Below are 15,586 nucleotides of genomic sequence, written 5' to 3' on the forward strand. Positions count from 1 at the left end.
TTTACACTCTGTCCGTTCAACTCACTCATACCCCGCAACCTCCGCAATCACCGCTTTGATTTTCCAATCGGTTCCAGTCGAGCTGTTCCGCCTGGAAAACCGGCCCCTGCTTGCAGGTACACAGGTACTGCGGGTTCTCTTCGCTGTGCCCGGCCCCTTTGACCACGCAACCGAGGCAGGCACCGACACCGCAGGCCATCAGCGCCTCCAGTGACACCTGCAGCGGCGTGCTGTGCGCGGCACAGATTTTCTGCACCGCGTCGATCATCGGCATCGGGCCACAGGCGTACACCTGCGCGTTGGGATATTTTTTCAGTTTGCGCTCCAACACCTGGGTGACAAGCCCCTCTTCGCCGAGGCTGCCGTCTTCCGTGGACACATAGGTCCCGACACCGAGACGTTCGAACTCGGTCACGGTGATGATATCGTCGCGGGTGCGACCGCCCATCAACAGACGAACATTGGAGTTGGCCACCAGTTTCTCTGCCAGCATGTAGAGTGGAACCAATCCGATGCCACCGCCGACGAGAATCTTCTCTTCATCCGGATCACCCAGATCGAACCCACGTCCGAGGGGACCAAGCAGTTCGACGCGGTCGCCCTGATGCAGATCCTGCATAATTTCGGTGCCGCTACCGACCACTTTATAAATCAGCTCAACGAACTCTTTCTGTGGCATGCCATCGCAATCGGGGGCAGCGTAGCCGACGCGGAAGATGCCGAATGGTCGCCGTAGCAATGGCGGCAGCGACCGCTGTACGCGGAACATGACAAACTGCCCCGGCTGGGCCAGCTTGTTATACTCCGGCGCCAGAATCCGCATGCGGTAATAACCGGGCGAAATTTCCTGGTTGGAAAGGATGATCGTTTTGTGGTTCTTCATCCAGCTCAACTCCTTATATCTGTACTATTCCGACTGACCCGCCGGAGGAAAATCTTTCACCATCAGTAAGGCGTCTTCGCCATCACGATAATAGCCGCTGCGCACCACATCGGCAACAAAGCCATGCTTTCGATAAAGAGCAATGGCTGCAGCGTTGCCAGTGCGCACCTCCAGCCAGGCCCGCTCCAGCCCCCTTGAGGCACAACGATCAAAAGCATGCTGCAGCAAACGACTGCCGACCCCCTGTCGGCGGAACTCCGGTGCCGTTGCTACGTTGAGGATCTGCATCTCTCCAGCAATCAGCCAGTAGCAGATATACCCGGCCAACTGCTCGTCATGCCAGAGCAGCTCGACGCTGGAAACCGCGTTGTTCAGTTCCTGGCGAAACTGCCCTGAAGACCAGGGATGCGGATAGCTTTGCTGCTCCACCTGCAGCACAGCAGGCAGATCTTTTTCCTCTAAGGGCTTGATGTGAAAATAATCGTTCGACATGCTTTTCTGCTGCTGAAGTCGAAACCATTCCGTGCTAAAATTTGCGTTTTCGCGGCCGCTACGGTGTCCTCGAAAGGGAACGGAATCGACAATTTCCGGAGTTCTAGCATAATTTCCGGTCTTGATACAGAGAATAGAAATTTTCTTTATCGTAAACAGCTGGTTGGGCGATTGACAAAGCGTGCCGCGGGTGCTTTAATGTGCGGCCATTTTGGGACACCAAGGAGCCGTAAAATTGAGTACTAAAAAACCGATCACCTATAAAGATGCCGGGGTCGATATCGACGCCGGTAACCGTTTTGTCGATCTGATCAAGCCTCTGGTCAAAGAAACCAACCGCCCGGAAGTGCTGGCCGATATCGGCGGCTTCGGCGGCCTGTTTTCTCTCAACAGCAGCAAGTACCAGCGCCCCACCCTGGTTGCCGCGACTGACGGCGTCGGCACCAAGTTGAAGCTGGCCTTCATGATGGACAAGCATGACACCGTCGGCATCGATCTGGTCGCCATGTGCGTCAATGACATCATCGTCCAGGGTGCCGAACCGCTCTTCTTCCTCGACTACCTGGCAACCGGCAAGCTGGCGCCGGAGGCTTCCGTCGAGATCGTCAAAGGGATCGCCGAAGGCTGCAAGCAGGCCGGCTGCGCCTTGCTCGGTGGGGAGACTGCCGAGATGCCGGGCATGTACGGCGGCGGTGAGTACGACCTGGCAGGCTTCAGTGTCGGCGTGGTCGACAACGATAAGATTATCGACGGTTCTTCGATCACCAAAGGTGACAAGATCATCGGCATCGGTTCGACCGGTCTGCACTCCAACGGCTACTCGCTGGCACGCAAGATTTTCCTCGATGAGCTGAATCTCGACCTGAACGATACACCGAAAGAGCTGGACAAGCCGCTCGGCGAAGAGCTGCTCACCCCGACCCGGATTTACGTCAAGAGCATCCTCAACCTGATGCGCGACTTCACCGTCAAAGGGATCGCCCACATCACCGGTGGCGGCTTACTGGAAAACCTGCCGCGCGTTCTGCCGCAGAAATGCAAGGCTGTCATCGACCGTAACAGCTGGGAGAAACCGGCGATTTTCGAGATGCTGCGTGAAGGCGGAAACATTCCGGAAGAAGAGATGTACCGCACCTTCAACTACGGCATCGGCATGACAATCGTCGTCCCTGAAAACGAAGTTGAAGACGTTATGGGTCGCCTGAGCGGTCTTGGCGAAAAGGCCTATCTCATCGGAGAAATCAAGCAGGCGAAAGAACCTTCCGTCGAACTCTCCTGATAAAGGTAAAGCCATGTCGGCAAGCAAAAAACTGAAACTTGGCGTACTCGCGTCAGGCGGCGGCACCAACCTGCAATCGATTATCGATCAATGTCAGCAGCAGCAGATCGATGCTGAAATTGTCCTGGTACTCTGCAACAACCCCGGCGCAGGCGCGCTGGATCGGGCGGAGAAAGCCGGGTTGCCGAATACTTGCATCAACCACCGCGACTTCGAAGCCCGTGAGGCTTTCGACGAGGCCGTTGTTGCTGCATTGCAAGAAGCAGGTGTTGAACTGGTGGTCCTGGCCGGTTTCATGCGCATCATCTCCGAAGTCTTTGTCGCTGCCTTCCCGAACCGGATCATCAACATTCACCCGGCACTGCTGCCCTCTTTCCCCGGATTGCATGTGCAGAAAAAAGCGATCGAGTACGGCGCCCGTTTCTCTGGCTGTACGGTCCACTTCGTTGATACCGGTGTCGATACCGGCCCGATCATTATGCAGGCCGTGGTACCGATCTTGGATGAGGATACCGAAGACAGCCTTGCCGCCCGTATTTTACAGCAGGAGCACAAAATCTACCCCAGGGCAATCCAGTTGATTGCGGAAGATCGCATCAAAATAGATGGTCGTCGCGTACGTATCGATGATTCTGTTGATGCCGAAGCTGCTCTGATCAACCCGCCCCTTTAAGGTTTAATGATGGCAGAGACGATATTTGTCAGCAGCTGTCTGCTCGGCCTGCCGACCCGCTACGACGGAACCGATAACATCTGCCCGGAGGTCATCGCCTATCTCCAGCAAAACAATCTGATTCCGATTCCGGTCTGCCCTGAGCAGCTTGCCGGTCTGCCAACACCGCGCCTGAAGTGTTGGTTCAGACAAGGGACCGGGAAAGATGTGCTGGATGGTTGCGGTATCATCTGTGACGAGGAAGCAAAGGATGTCACTGGCGCCTTTGCCGCAGCCGCAGAAGACTCACTCAAGATTGCCGAGCTGACCGGCTGCAAAAAAGCTATTCTGAAACAACGCAGTCCATCCTGCGGGAGCGCCAGGGTGCATCAGAACGGACAACTGGTTACAGGCATGGGAGTCACAGCGGCAAAGCTTGTAGCTGCTGGAATCGAAGTCCTGAGCGAAGAGGATTTCGCGGCAAAATAGTGCTGAAAAACAATTGCATCGGAAAAAAAAACGTGTTATCAATGCGCGTTCGAAACTTTCAGGAGGATAGGAACAATGGCCAGAGAATGTGAAGTCTGCGGGAAGAAGCCCGTTACCGGAAATAATGTCAGCCACGCGCACAACAAAACCCGCACTGTCTGGAAGCCGAACCTGCAAAAGGTCCGGGCGATTCAGAACGGTTCGGTAAAAACCATTAAAGTTTGCACCCGCTGCATCCGCTCCGGTAAGATCCAAAAAGCCGTTTAAGCTTTTTGCGATAACCAGCTTGATAAAAAAGGGATGGCCTTATTGGTCATCCCTTTTTGTCGTTCTATCTCGGTTCCACTTCTATCAATCCAGCAAACCTTCCAGTTCCGGTTCAAAAATTTCCCACACCCGCTCTTCCAGTTTTGTCAGAAACTCAGGGCTGGTAATGTTCGGCAGTTTAACGTTCGGGTTCGGATTCTTATAAACCTCGGCCGGAATACGGAACTCATCCTTGCTGTAGCCCTGCCGAAACTCAAGAGCCATTCCGCGCAGGAACGCTCTGCGCACGGCGGCCCGAATCTCTTCAGCGGTAATCTCGAAATCGAACTCGCTCTTCAGACAATCGACCACCATCTGCGTGCCGATCCCTTTGGCGATATCAAAGAATTTGCACAGGCCGATCATATCGAAGCCGACGATGTGCAGCTTGTCTTCGGTGATCCCCTGGACCCAAGAATCGATATCCGATTTGCCTTCGCGGGTCAGTAAGCCGTAGGTGCCCATCGACATGTGGCCACCAGCGATAGCCCAGGCGTAACCGGGGTTACTCTCGGGCTGGTAAGCAGCAATCTCAAGTCCTTTGACGTGATAGGCGTAGTCGGTTTCGCCTGTCTCTTCCGACAGGCGCATGGAGCCTTTGCCGATTTCCGGACAACGCCCCTCACCGGCGGCAATGATCAGTTCACGGGCCTTCTCGTAATCACCGAAATTCACACCGTTCAGGATTGGTGCTTCTGGATGGCGCTCGTTGTAGGCCATGGCATAGGAGATGGTGACGCCGAGGGAGATGGCGTCCATGCCATAGTTGTCGCCAAGCTGGATCAAGCGGGCGGCCTGTCCTGCTTCGTGGATACCGATGTTGGTACCGAGCAGGTTGAGTGGTTCGTAATCGAACTTGGCCAGAAATTCGCCGCGACTGCCGTCAGCTTCGCGCTCGTAGATATTATTGTGACAGGTGATGCCGCAACGATAGCAGGCCTCGATCTTGACATCGTGGGTTTTCTCGACATTTTCACGGAACAGTTTTTCCGGGATAGCGTTGCCTTGCGGGCGGAAGTTATTGACAGGTACGGCATGGAATTCCTGCAGAACGTCGTACGCAGCCCAGGTTCCGCCGCCACCACCACGACTGATCGGCTGGATGCGGGCGGAACCGCCCCCTTTGATAACGTTGAGGTTCGCAGCCTTGACCAGTTCGCTCGGCTTGGCCATCTTGTCTGTACTTTGAGCAACCAGGGCAAGCAGGTTCTTGTAGCCCATCAAACTACCCATGCCGCCACGCCCGGCGAAACGGCACTTGTCTTCTTTTGATTTCAACTGATTCTCAGTCGACAGGGCAACAGCGCCCATGTAGTTGTTCTGCCAGTTTTCCCCGGCCTGCCCTATCGCGGCAAAGTGTGCGTCAGGGTACTCCTTCTGCAATTCCATAATTTTGTCATGTGTACCGAGACCAACCAAGCGGTCGGCAGGTTTCAGTTCAACCACCGGACCGCTTTCCGTTTCCTTGATGACAGCATAGACCGGCTTATCGGAACGATTCTCGAAGATCAGTTCATCAAGCCCGGTCCACTTGAATTTGGCGCCGAACTTTCCACTGCCGGTGGACCACATAGCGGCGGGCAGCCCCTTCTTCGAGCCTTTGATCGGGCTGTAGCCGGAGAAGTAGGTACGCAGACCTGTCATGGCAGTCGATCCGGTCAGCAAGCCGGTATTGACGATCAGTGGATTTTCGTCGCAATAGGCATTTTCGATTTTGCGCCGCGCCAGGTCCTGAAAAGAACGGCCAAAACCGCCGAGAACATCTTCCAGGTTGCGGCAAGGAACTTCGGCAAACTCCATTTTTCCAGTCGAAAGATTGACGGTGCAACGCTGGTAGTAAATAGACTCGGGATTGGTCGCCGGTGTTGTCGTGTTAATCTTCATCGTTCTCTCCCCGTGAATTTCATTTTCCAGATATCAGTAACTCAGCCGCCCTCGAGGATCGGCATCAAGGTTAAATCGTCGCCATCCTGCAAAATGCTATCAAACCCGGAGTGAACTCCATTTATCAGCGCAATGCCCAGAATCTTTTCCGAAAGACCCAGCTGACGAGCGACTTCCATTACCGTTATCCCTTCCGGATAATCGCACATCTCCTGACGAAAACGATCGATCTTGAAAACGCCAACCAGTTTGACCCTCACCTGCATTTAAATCCCCCTGGCGACTGCATACAAAACGCAAAAAGCATAACAAAAAAAAGGGCAGTAGGAAAATCCTAACTGCCCGTTCTTAAACCGAGGTGATATCGGCCAGACACGCCGGACCCTTTGGGCCCGGCGAGTTATTACACTGAGGAGTTCTATTTACTCAAAAACCAGCAGCAGATCGCCCTGATCTACCTGGTCGCCTTCACCAAAAACGATTTCTTTAATGACGCCATCTTTCTTCGCCTTGACGTTGGTTTCCATCTTCATCGCCTCGGTCACCAGCATGACGTCACCTTCCTTGACCTCGTCACCAATGTTGACGTTCATCTTAAAGATCTTGCCCGGCATCGGCGCACCAATTTCGTGACCATTATCCGGATCGGCCTTAACGTGAGAACTCTCGTCACTCTCGACCGACTCGTCTTTGACGACAACGGTGCGCGGCTCGCCGTTCAATTCGAAATAGATGTTGCGAGTACCATCTTCACGCACCCGACCAACAGCGTTCAGCTTGACGATCAGGGTCTTGCCTGCCTCAATATCGATGGTCACTTCGTCACCAATATCCAGCCCGTAGAAGAAAACCGGAGTCGGCAGAACCGAGGTATCGCTGTGCTCCTGGCGGAAGCGATCGTATTCTTCGTAAACACCGGGATAAAGAACGGCCGAGAGGACATCCTCATCGCGCACTTTGTGGCCCAGCTTTTTCTCCAGCTCATCTTTTTTCAGGACAAAATCAACCGGCTCGAGCAGTTCACCCGGACGACAGGTAAGCGGCTGCTCGCCTTTCAGGATGATCTTCTGCAGTTTCTCCGGGAAGCCGCCGTAAGGCTGGCCGATCATCCCTTTGAAGAAGTCGACAACACCCTGTGGGAACGCCAGGTCGTGACCGCGCTCGTAGACATCCTCCGGCTCCAGGTTGTTCTGAATCATGAACATCGCCATGTCGCCGACGATTTTCGAGGACGGGGTCACCTTGACCAGGTCGCCAAACATATCGTTGACCTTGCGGTACATCTCTTTGCACTCTTCCCAGCGATGACCGAGACCGAGGCCCTCAACCTGCGGCTTGTAGTTGGAGTACTGACCACCCGGAATTTCGTGCTCGTAAACTTGCGCGGTGCCGCTGCGCAGTTCCGACTCGAAGGGTGCGTAGTAGGTCCGGCAGGTTTCCCAGTAGTTGGCCAGTTTCTGCAGGCCCTGCATGTCGACCTTCGGATCCCAGATGGTGCCTTCCAGGGCCGCCAGCAACGCGTTCATGTTCGGCTGAGCGGTCAGGCCCGAAACCGAGGAGAGCGCTGCATCGACCACGTCGCAACCAGCCTGAGCTGCCATCATCAGCATGGCGACGCCGTTGCTGGAGGTGTCGTGAGTGTGCAGATGGATCGGCAGACCGGTCTCGTTTTTCAGTGCCTTGACCAGCTTCTCGGCCGCGAACGGCTTGAGCAGACCAGCCATGTCCTTGATCGCCAGCACGTCGGCGCCCATGGTTTCAAGTTCCTTCGCCATATTGACGTAGTACTCAAGCGGATATTTGTCCCGCTTCGGGTCGAGGATATCGCCGGTGTAGCAGATCGCTGCTTCGCAGATAGCACCACTCTTCTGTACCGCCTCCATCGCCACCTTCATGCCGGTGGTCCAGTTCAGCGAGTCAAACACACGGAAGACATCAATGCCTTTCTCGGCCGCCTTGGCGACAAAGTCCTGCACCACGTTATCCGGATAGTTGGTGTAACCAACAGCGTTGGAGCCACGCAGCAACATCTGGAAAAGAATGTTCGGGATTTTCTCCCGCAGGCGCTCCAAACGGTCCCAGGGATCTTCACGCAGGAAGCGCATCGAGACATCGTAAGTCGCACCACCCCACATTTCGAGAGACCAGAGCCCGCCACCCAAATGAGCGGTCGCCTCGGCGATGCGATCGAGATCGTAAGTGCGGAAGCGCGTCGCCATCAGCGACTGGTGAGCGTCACGCATGGTGGTGTCAGTCAGCAGCAGTTGCTTGTTCTTGCGCGTCCACTCAGCCAGGCCTTTCGGGCCCTTCTCACGCAGAATGTCGCGGGTACCGCGCGGGTGCGGCTGACCATAGGGGATCTCCGGTACTTCGGCTTCGCGCAGATTTTTAAAGCGCAGCGCCTTCTCTGGGGCGATACCGGGATAACCGTTGACCGTGGTGTAACCGATGTAGTTAAGAATCTTGTTGGCCCGGTCTTTCTTGATCTTCAGATCAAAAACTTCCGGATGTTTGTCAAGGAAGGACGTATCACACTTGCCTTCGAGGAAAGTCGGGTGAGTAATCACCTTTTCCAGGAAACCGATATTCGTCTTCACACCACGAATCCGAAACTCCTGCAGGGCTCTGTGCATGGTCCGCGCAGCACACTCGAAGCTCAGGCCCCAAGTCGACACCTTGACCAGCAAAGAATCGTAGTGCGGTGTAATCAGGGCGCCAGCATAACCTGCCGCAGCGTCGAGACGCACACCGAAACCAGCTGCTGTTCGGTACGCCTTGATGGTGCCGAAATCAGGCGAAAAATTATTAGCCGGATCCTCGGTGGTAATCCGCGACTGAATCGCATAGCCACGCAGCTCGATATCCTTCTGCGATTTGATCCCGATGCAGGGATCAGACAACTTATGCCCTTCGGCGATAAGGATCTGAGCCTGAACCAGATTGCGCATGGTAACCAGCTCGGTAACGGTGTGTTCAACCTGAATCCGCGGGTTAACCTCGATAAAGTAAAAATTCTGATCTTTGTCCATCAGGAACTCGACAGTGCCGGCATTGCGATAGTTAACCGCGCTAGCCAACTTCAGCGCATAACCGCAGAGCTCTTCACGCTTCTTTTTGGTCAAATAAAGCGAAGGAGCAATCTCGATCACCTTCTGGTGACGGCGCTGGATCGAGCAGTCTCGTTCATAGAAATGGACCAGATTGCCGTGAGCATCCCCAAGAATCTGAACCTCAACATGTTTCGGATTTTCGATGTATTTCTCAAGGAACACGGTCGAATCCCCGAAAGCAGCCTGCGCTTCCGATGCCGCGCTGCGAATCCCTTCAAGAAGCTCTTTCTTGTTATTAACAACGCGCATACCGCGACCGCCACCACCAGAGCTGGCTTTAACGATAATCGGATAGCCGCAGTCTTTGGCAAAGATCAGTGCTTCCTCTTCAGTCTGGACCGGGTTCTCGGTACCGGGTACGATCGGTACACCCGCCTCGATAGCAACCTGCCGTCCAGAAATCTTATCCCCCAGCTGACGCTGAATTTCCGGAGTGGGACCGATGAAACTGATACCTGCACGCTCACAGGCCTCGGCAAACTCAGCGTTCTCCGACAAAAAACCGTAACCTGGATGTATGGCATCGACATCCTTCTTACGCGCCAGATCAATAATTTCATCAATTGACAGGTACGCATCGATCGGGCCTTTGCCTTTGCCAATCTGATAAGCCTCGTCCGCTTTATAGCGATGCAGGGAAAGACGATCTTCCTCCGAATAGATCGCTACGGTAGAGATGCCCAATTCAGTACAGGCGCGGAAAATCCGGATCGCAATTTCACCACGATTTGCTGCCATTATCTTTTTGAATTTCTTTACACCCATTGTTCTATCCTCTCCAACAAATAAAGCATGATTTCCAAATTTGTGATTTTTTGAGATCGCTAAAAAAATTCACTATTGCTAAATTTTATCTGTAATATCGACCGGTTAGAAATCTTAAGCTGTGCCATAGAAGCAGAAAGAAGCGACAACTGTCAAGCTAGAATAGTGTTCTATTTCTTACAGATTTGGTTGGAAAAATGGGCGTCTAAAAGTGGTCTGACCAGTAACTTGTGTGAATTCAGGGAATTACAGAGAAATGAATAATTATCAGATATGTTTTTAAGATGAGAAAAAAAATGATAAAAAGAGGCTAATGTCTTAGACGTAGGTCGTCAGCCGGGTAAAACCGGAAGTAATATTGTTCTGCGAAGGACTTGGAGCCTGTTGCGAATTTTCACTGCGGTCGGAAACAGTCTCTTCTGGACCCGAAGCATCATCCGAGGAAGAGTTTTTTTCCATTCCTTCAGCGACAGATGAGAGATCTTCCGACCTTTGGTTGGCAATTTCGATGCGCGCTTCCGCCGCCATAGCCTGGGCTCGCTGGGCAACTTTCATATCCTGGGACGAGGGTTCCGCGGGCGCCAATGCTGCAGCCCGGACTTGCTGCGCTTTTTGTAAGGTCGCTTCGGGATCCCCAGGAATCGCAGACATATCAATGCTCACCTCGCCACCAACAGCGTATGTTTGTCCATCGGGTCCACGCTCATAACTGAAGTTCGCAGCGCCGGCATAGGCACCACCGGCGGCAACATGGGCAGCTTCATGTGCGCGAACTTCCGCATCACGTCTTTGTAGATCGCGGATTTCCTGCGCTTCGCGGCTCAATTCAAAAGAATCCTTTTTGCGCCCGTCAGAACCGACCTCTTCCTGGCCTGGCATAGTCCGCACTTGCTGAACTTCAGTGACCTTCTCTTCATGCTCGCTATTAGGCGTAACAGTTTCGGACTGCTCCGCCTGGTTCTGAGACTGCTGCGCAGGATACGCAATAGCTTGTGGATTAATACCGTCGAGCATAATTCTCTTTCCTTGTGCAAACTTCTGCTTTTCAAGTATTGCACAAAAGCTGCATTAAGCTCAACCAATCTAATACAACAATAATAACCTATTAATACTTGTCGCTCTTGTCAGCGGCATGATAGGATTCGTCAATGAAATGACGCTCTAATCCAAGAGGGGTTCAGCCGTGCCAGAAAAAACACAGATACTACTGATTGATGACGAAAAAGAAAGTTGCCAGGCGCTCTCCCTCTTACTGGGCCGCGCAGGTTACAGTGTTCAGAGTTGCCATTCCGGGGAGAAAGCTCTTTCTCTGCTGAAAAAACATACCTACGAACTGATCATCAGTGATCTTTTTCTTCCTGGCGTCAGCGGCATGGACATTCTCAAACAAGTCAAAGAAGATTCCCCACAAACCTGCGTCATCCTGATTACCGGCAATGCTTCTGCCGAAACGGCTGTCGAAGCGATGAAGGAAGGTGCTTTTGACTACATCTCCAAACCGTTCAATTTCGAACGCTTGAAGCTGCAGGTTGCCAAGGCGCTGGAGAAGAATCAACTGGTGACCGAAAACCTGTATCTGCGCCAACAACTGCAGCGAAAATATAAGTTTGACAACATTATCGGCACCAGTCAGGCGATGCAGCAGGTTTTCACCCGCATGGAAAAAATCGTTAATACTGACTCCACGGTGCTGATTCTGGGAGCGTCCGGAACCGGCAAGGAGCTTGTCGCCAAGGCAATCCATTTCAACGGCGCGAGAAAAGACAAACCATTTATCGCTATAAATTGTGGGGCCATCCCTGCCGACCTGCTCGAATCGGAACTTTTCGGTCACGTCAAAGGAGCATTTACCAGCGCAGTTTCCGATAAACCGGGAAAATTCGAAGTCGCCAACGGTGGGACAATTTTTCTTGATGAAATTGGCAACATGCCACTGCAGCTGCAAATGAAGTTACTGCGCGTTCTGCAGGAGCACGAATTCGAAAGGGTCGGCTCAAGCAAAAAAATCCGCCTCGATGTGCGCCTGATTTCTGCAACCAACGCCAATCTCGTCGATCAGGTCAAAAAAGGAAATTTCCGTGAAGACCTCTACTATCGACTGAATGTCATCCCGATCGTACTGCCGGCGCTCAAAGACCGTCGCGGCGACATCAGCCTGCTGGCAAAACACTTCCTGACCAAAATCTGCAAAGAGATGAAACGTCCCCAGATGATGCTCGATCCACAGGCGCTGCAAGCGATCGAAGCGTACAACTGGCCCGGCAACGTGCGAGAAATGGAAAACGTCATCGAACGTACTGTCGCTTTGACCGACGGCGAAACGATCGGTTGTAACGACCTGCCAGCCGACATCGGCAATGCCAAGGTTGCTCAAACCAGCATGACGCCACAGGTTCCCGCAAACGGCTTGAACATGCCAAAGATCATTGCCGAAATGGAAAGAGAAATGATCCTCCAGGCGATGGGAATTGGCAACGGTGTCAAAGCCAGGGCGGCCAACCTGCTCGGTATCAACCGCACCACCCTGGTGGAAAAGATCAAACGACTGGGAATTGAGTTGTAACTCTTCTATAGAATCAACGAGGAAAACAATGAACGCTGTCCAACTGACCGAAGGAATCTACTGTCTGCCAGTCAACCTGGAAAGCTACCAGCTTTTTGAGGGCATGTGGCCGATGCCGAACGGCATCTCCATCAACTCCTATATCGTCCGTGGCGAGAAAACCGCGCTCATCGACCTAGTTGAGGATGTGAACAACAAACCGGCCGACTTCGAAGCGGAACTGGCGTCGATTCCTGTAACCTTCGATGAAATCGACTACCTGGTTATCAATCACATGGAGCCGGATCATACAAGTTGGCTTCCGACCCTGCTGCAGAAAAACCCAGACCTGACCTTTTACGTTACGACCAAAGCGGCCGATTTGCTGAAATCCTTCTATGGGGTCAGCGAAAACATCCACATCGTTGAGGATGGCGAATCCCTCGAACTGGGCGCAGGCAAAGTTTTGACTTTTTTTGAAACGCCCAATATCCACTGGCCTGAAACCATGATGACCTACGAGCAGAGCAGCAAAACCCTCTTCTCCTGCGATGCTTTCGGCTCGTACGGCACACTGGATGATGTCTACTTCGACGATCAGCTCTCGACCCGGCAGCATGATTTCTTTCTCAACGAGGCATTGCGCTATTACGCCAATATCGTTTCCAGTTTTTCGACCTTCGTACTCAAGGGGATCGACCGGCTGGAAGGATTGGACATCCAAACCATCGCCCCATCGCACGGAATCATCTGGCGGGAAAATCCCCAGGCGATTATCGAATCGTACGCACGTTTTGCCTCCTACCTGAAAGGCCCCGCGGAGCCTGAGGTAACGGTGATCTGGTCAAGCATGTACGGAAACACCGAGAGGCTGGTCAAACATATCGTTCAGGGGGTACGGATGGAAGGCTTGCCGGTTCATGTTTACCAGGTCCCGGATGAGCATGTCGGCGCGATCCTCGCTTCGGCCTGGAAATCGGCCGGCCTGATTCTCGGCATGCCGACCTACGAGTACGAAATGTTTCCGCCGATGGCCTGGGTGCTCGACATGTTCCGGCGGAAAAAAATCTGGAACAAAAAAGTATTACGGTTCGGCTCTGCGGGTTGGGTTGGCGGCGCACAACGGGAGTTTACCAAGTTGACAGAAGGTCTCAAGTGGGACTTTATCGAGCCGATTGAATGGAAAGGTGCACCGACCCAGGGCGAATTTGATGTGGCGGTCAAACAGGCTCAGTTACTGGCCAAAAATGTCAAAGCTTTCTGCCAGGCATAACCGACCAAAAGCTATTCCAGGATGGAAATCGCCGCTCCAAACGAAAAAGGCCACCCCGCAAAGGGTGGCCTTTTACATATCTGAAATGACAGCTACTTCTTCTGTTTCTCCATCTTCTTACGCTCGTTGGCATCAAGATAACGCTTGCGCAATCGGATCGATTTCGGCGTCACCTCGACCAGCTCATCATTATCGATGTATTCCAGCGCCTGCTCCAAAGACAGAACAGTCGGCGGTGTCAGGCGCATAGCGTCATCGCTACCGGAAGCGCGCACGTTGGTCAGCTTCTTGCCCTTGCAGCAGTTGACCACCAGATCGTTCTCCTTGGCGTGCTGGCCGATGATCATTCCCTCGTAGACTTCGACGCCCGGCCCGATAAACAGGATGCCCCGATCCTGCAGGCTGAACAACGAGTAAGCGATCGACTCGCCCGGATCGATGGAGATCAGTACACCGTTCTTGCGTCCAGCGATCGGCCCCTTGTAGGGTGCATACTCGTGGAAGGTGTGATTCATTACCCCGGTGCCGCGAGTTTCGGTCATGAACTCGGTACGGAAACCGATCAGGCCACGGGCCGGAATGATAAACTCGATCCGGTTGGTCCCTTCCATCGGCGTCATCGACACCATCTCCGCCTTACGGGTACCAAGCCGCTCGATCACCGTGCCCTGGTATTCCTCAGGCACATCAATGGTCAGGTACTCCATCGGCTCACAGGTTTCGCCATCAATTTCGCGGAAGATAACTTCCGGTTTTGAAACCGACATCTCGAAACCTTCGCGACGCATATTCTCGATCAGGATCGACAGGTGCAACTCACCACGGCCAGAGACTTTGAAAGTATCTGTGTTGTCTGTATCTTCAACGCGCAGGGAAACGTTGGTGCGCAGCTCCTTCATCAACCGGTCACGGATATTACGCGATGTGACGTACTTGCCTTCACGACCGGCAAAAGGCGAGTTGCTGACCATGAAGTTCATCGACAAGGTCGGCTCATCGATAGCAACGTAAGGCAGCGCCACAGGAGTTTCTGCAGAAGCCAGGGTCTCACCGATTCCCAGTTCTTCAAAACCGGCAATGGTGACGATATCGCCAGCGAATGCCTCGACAATTTCAACCTGCTGCAATCCCTGATAACCGAGCAGCTTGGTGATGCGGCCATTTTTGATTTCGCCATCTTTATTGATCCAGGCCACGGTCTCACCCGACTTGACCTTGCCGTTGAAGATCTTACCGGTAGCGATACGGCCGATGAACTTGTTGTAGGCGATATTCGTGACCAGCAATTGAAACGGCGCCTCAACATCGACCTGCGGCGGATCAACCTTCTCGCGAATCATCTGGAACAGCGGCTCGAGGTTATCCGATCCGTCCTCAAGCTCGTGCATGGCATAGCCATTTTTGGCACTAGCATAGACGATCGGGAAGTCGAGCTGCTCTTCGTTGGCATTGAGTTCACAGAACAGGTCGAAAACCATGTCGACCACCTCTTCCGGGCGTGAGCCGGGGCGGTCGATCTTATTGATGACGACAATCGGTTTCAGCCCCAGATCGAGAGACTTCTTGAGCACAAAGCGGGTCTGCGGCATCGGCCCGTCGAAAGCATCGACAAGCAGCAGGACCGAATCAACCATCTTCAAAATCCGCTCGACCTCACCACCGAAATCGGCGTGGCCCGGGGTGTCGACGATGTTGATCTTCAGGTCGCCGTGCTGCACCGAGAGATTTTTGGAGAGGATCGTGATTCCGCGTTCTTTTTCCAGGTCGTTGCTGTCCATCACCCGTTCGGTGATCTCCTGATTCTCACGAAACACCCCGGACTGAATCAGCATGGCGTCAACCAGCGTGGTCTTGCCGTGGTCGACGTGGGCGATGATAGCTATATTGCGAATCTTTTCCGACATCAGTTAA

Annotated in this window: 13 protein-coding genes; 6 read left to right on the forward strand and 7 right to left on the reverse strand. The window is 53.3% G+C overall.

The features are described from left to right. Positions 1 to 25 precede the first annotated feature (25 nt). Together BUB13_RS03650 and rimI are read right to left on the reverse strand one after the other, a co-directional pair. Entirely contained in the window at positions 26 to 883 is an 858-nt protein-coding gene (locus BUB13_RS03650; RefSeq protein ID WP_072905697.1) for a dihydroorotate dehydrogenase electron transfer subunit, read from the reverse strand. A gap of 24 nt (positions 884 to 907) precedes the next feature. Beyond that, complete coding sequence (gene rimI, locus BUB13_RS03655) at positions 908 to 1,375, reverse strand: ribosomal protein S18-alanine N-acetyltransferase (RefSeq protein WP_072905699.1); 468 nt, start codon at positions 1,373 to 1,375, stop codon at positions 908 to 910. Positions 1,376 to 1,610: 235 nt separating this feature from the next. Here rimI and purM point away from each other — a divergent pair, with 235 nt between their 5' ends. From purM to rpmB, 4 genes are all read left to right on the forward strand, one after another. After that, the gene (gene purM / locus BUB13_RS03660; protein ID WP_072905701.1) at positions 1,611 to 2,654 is read left to right on the forward strand and encodes a phosphoribosylformylglycinamidine cyclo-ligase; all 1,044 of its coding nucleotides are present in this window, start codon (positions 1,611 to 1,613) and stop codon (positions 2,652 to 2,654) included. A 13-nt stretch (positions 2,655 to 2,667) separates the two neighbouring features. Next, a complete protein-coding gene (gene purN / locus BUB13_RS03665; RefSeq protein WP_072905703.1) occupies positions 2,668 to 3,327 on the forward strand; it encodes a phosphoribosylglycinamide formyltransferase in 660 nt (219 codons plus the stop codon). A gap of 9 nt (positions 3,328 to 3,336) precedes the next feature. Further along, positions 3,337 to 3,795 carry a 2-thiouracil desulfurase family protein gene (locus tag BUB13_RS03670; protein ID WP_161947618.1) on the forward strand — a complete coding sequence of 153 codons (459 nt, stop codon included), beginning with the start codon at positions 3,337 to 3,339 and terminating at the stop codon, positions 3,793 to 3,795. Positions 3,796 to 3,870: 75 nt separating this feature from the next. Further along, positions 3,871 to 4,062: a 50S ribosomal protein L28 gene (rpmB, locus tag BUB13_RS03675; RefSeq protein ID WP_072905707.1), complete on the forward strand. Its 192-nt coding sequence runs from the start codon at positions 3,871 to 3,873 to the stop codon at positions 4,060 to 4,062. An 84-nt stretch (positions 4,063 to 4,146) separates the two neighbouring features. On the opposite strand, the gene BUB13_RS03680 is transcribed toward rpmB, so the two are convergent. From BUB13_RS03680 to BUB13_RS03695, 4 genes are all read right to left on the reverse strand, one after another. Then, complete coding sequence (locus tag BUB13_RS03680; RefSeq protein WP_072905709.1) at positions 4,147 to 5,985, reverse strand: aldehyde ferredoxin oxidoreductase C-terminal domain-containing protein; 1,839 nt, start codon at positions 5,983 to 5,985, stop codon at positions 4,147 to 4,149. Positions 5,986 to 6,026: 41 nt separating this feature from the next. Then, positions 6,027 to 6,251, reverse strand: coding sequence for a TGS domain-containing protein (locus tag BUB13_RS03685; protein ID WP_072905711.1), 225 nt, complete (start codon positions 6,249 to 6,251; stop codon positions 6,027 to 6,029). Between the two features lie 156 nt (positions 6,252 to 6,407). After that, positions 6,408 to 9,860 carry a pyruvate carboxylase gene (locus BUB13_RS03690; RefSeq protein ID WP_072905713.1) on the reverse strand — a complete coding sequence of 1,151 codons (3,453 nt, stop codon included), beginning with the start codon at positions 9,858 to 9,860 and terminating at the stop codon, positions 6,408 to 6,410. Between the two features lie 318 nt (positions 9,861 to 10,178). Then, positions 10,179 to 10,874 (reverse strand): putative metalloprotease CJM1_0395 family protein, encoded by a 696-nt coding sequence (locus BUB13_RS03695; protein ID WP_072905714.1) that lies wholly within the window; start codon positions 10,872 to 10,874, stop codon positions 10,179 to 10,181. A gap of 169 nt (positions 10,875 to 11,043) precedes the next feature. On the opposite strand from BUB13_RS03695, the gene BUB13_RS03700 reads away from it, so the two are divergent. Both BUB13_RS03700 and BUB13_RS03705 read left to right on the forward strand, forming a co-directional pair. Next, complete coding sequence (locus tag BUB13_RS03700; RefSeq protein WP_072905717.1) at positions 11,044 to 12,423, forward strand: sigma-54-dependent transcriptional regulator; 1,380 nt, start codon at positions 11,044 to 11,046, stop codon at positions 12,421 to 12,423. Between the two features lie 28 nt (positions 12,424 to 12,451). Beyond that, a complete protein-coding gene (locus BUB13_RS03705) occupies positions 12,452 to 13,675 on the forward strand; it encodes an FprA family A-type flavoprotein (RefSeq protein WP_072905719.1) in 1,224 nt (407 codons plus the stop codon). Between the two features lie 92 nt (positions 13,676 to 13,767). On the opposite strand, the gene typA is transcribed toward BUB13_RS03705, so the two are convergent. Continuing rightward, a complete protein-coding gene (gene typA, locus BUB13_RS03710; RefSeq protein ID WP_072905721.1) occupies positions 13,768 to 15,579 on the reverse strand; it encodes a translational GTPase TypA in 1,812 nt (603 codons plus the stop codon). Between the last annotated feature and the right edge of the window lie 7 nt (positions 15,580 to 15,586).

The sequence above is a fragment of the Malonomonas rubra DSM 5091 genome, from assembly GCF_900142125.1.
In the GTDB taxonomy this organism is placed as follows: Bacteria; Desulfobacterota; Desulfuromonadia; order Desulfuromonadales; family Geopsychrobacteraceae; genus Malonomonas; species Malonomonas rubra.

Bases quoted from the DNA above. Each gene is read 5' to 3' on its own strand.
- BUB13_RS03705 (WP_072905719.1), top strand. From the start codon at position 12,452: ATGAACGCTGTCCAACTGACCGAAGGAATCTACTGTCTGCCAGTCAAC.
- rimI (WP_072905699.1), bottom strand. From the start codon at position 1,375: ATGTCGAACGATTATTTTCACATCAAGCCCTTAGAGGAAAAAGATCTG.
- BUB13_RS03650 (WP_072905697.1), bottom strand. From the start codon at position 883: ATGAAGAACCACAAAACGATCATCCTTTCCAACCAGGAAATTTCGCCC.
- rpmB (WP_072905707.1), top strand. From the start codon at position 3,871: ATGGCCAGAGAATGTGAAGTCTGCGGGAAGAAGCCCGTTACCGGAAAT.
- BUB13_RS03685 (WP_072905711.1), bottom strand. From the start codon at position 6,251: ATGCAGGTGAGGGTCAAACTGGTTGGCGTTTTCAAGATCGATCGTTTT.
- typA (WP_072905721.1), bottom strand. From the start codon at position 15,579: ATGTCGGAAAAGATTCGCAATATAGCTATCATCGCCCACGTCGACCAC.
- BUB13_RS03695 (WP_072905714.1), bottom strand. From the start codon at position 10,874: ATGCTCGACGGTATTAATCCACAAGCTATTGCGTATCCTGCGCAGCAG.
- purN (WP_072905703.1), top strand. From the start codon at position 2,668: ATGTCGGCAAGCAAAAAACTGAAACTTGGCGTACTCGCGTCAGGCGGC.
- BUB13_RS03690 (WP_072905713.1), bottom strand. From the start codon at position 9,860: ATGGGTGTAAAGAAATTCAAAAAGATAATGGCAGCAAATCGTGGTGAA.
- BUB13_RS03680 (WP_072905709.1), bottom strand. From the start codon at position 5,985: ATGAAGATTAACACGACAACACCGGCGACCAATCCCGAGTCTATTTAC.
- BUB13_RS03670 (WP_161947618.1), top strand. From the start codon at position 3,337: ATGGCAGAGACGATATTTGTCAGCAGCTGTCTGCTCGGCCTGCCGACC.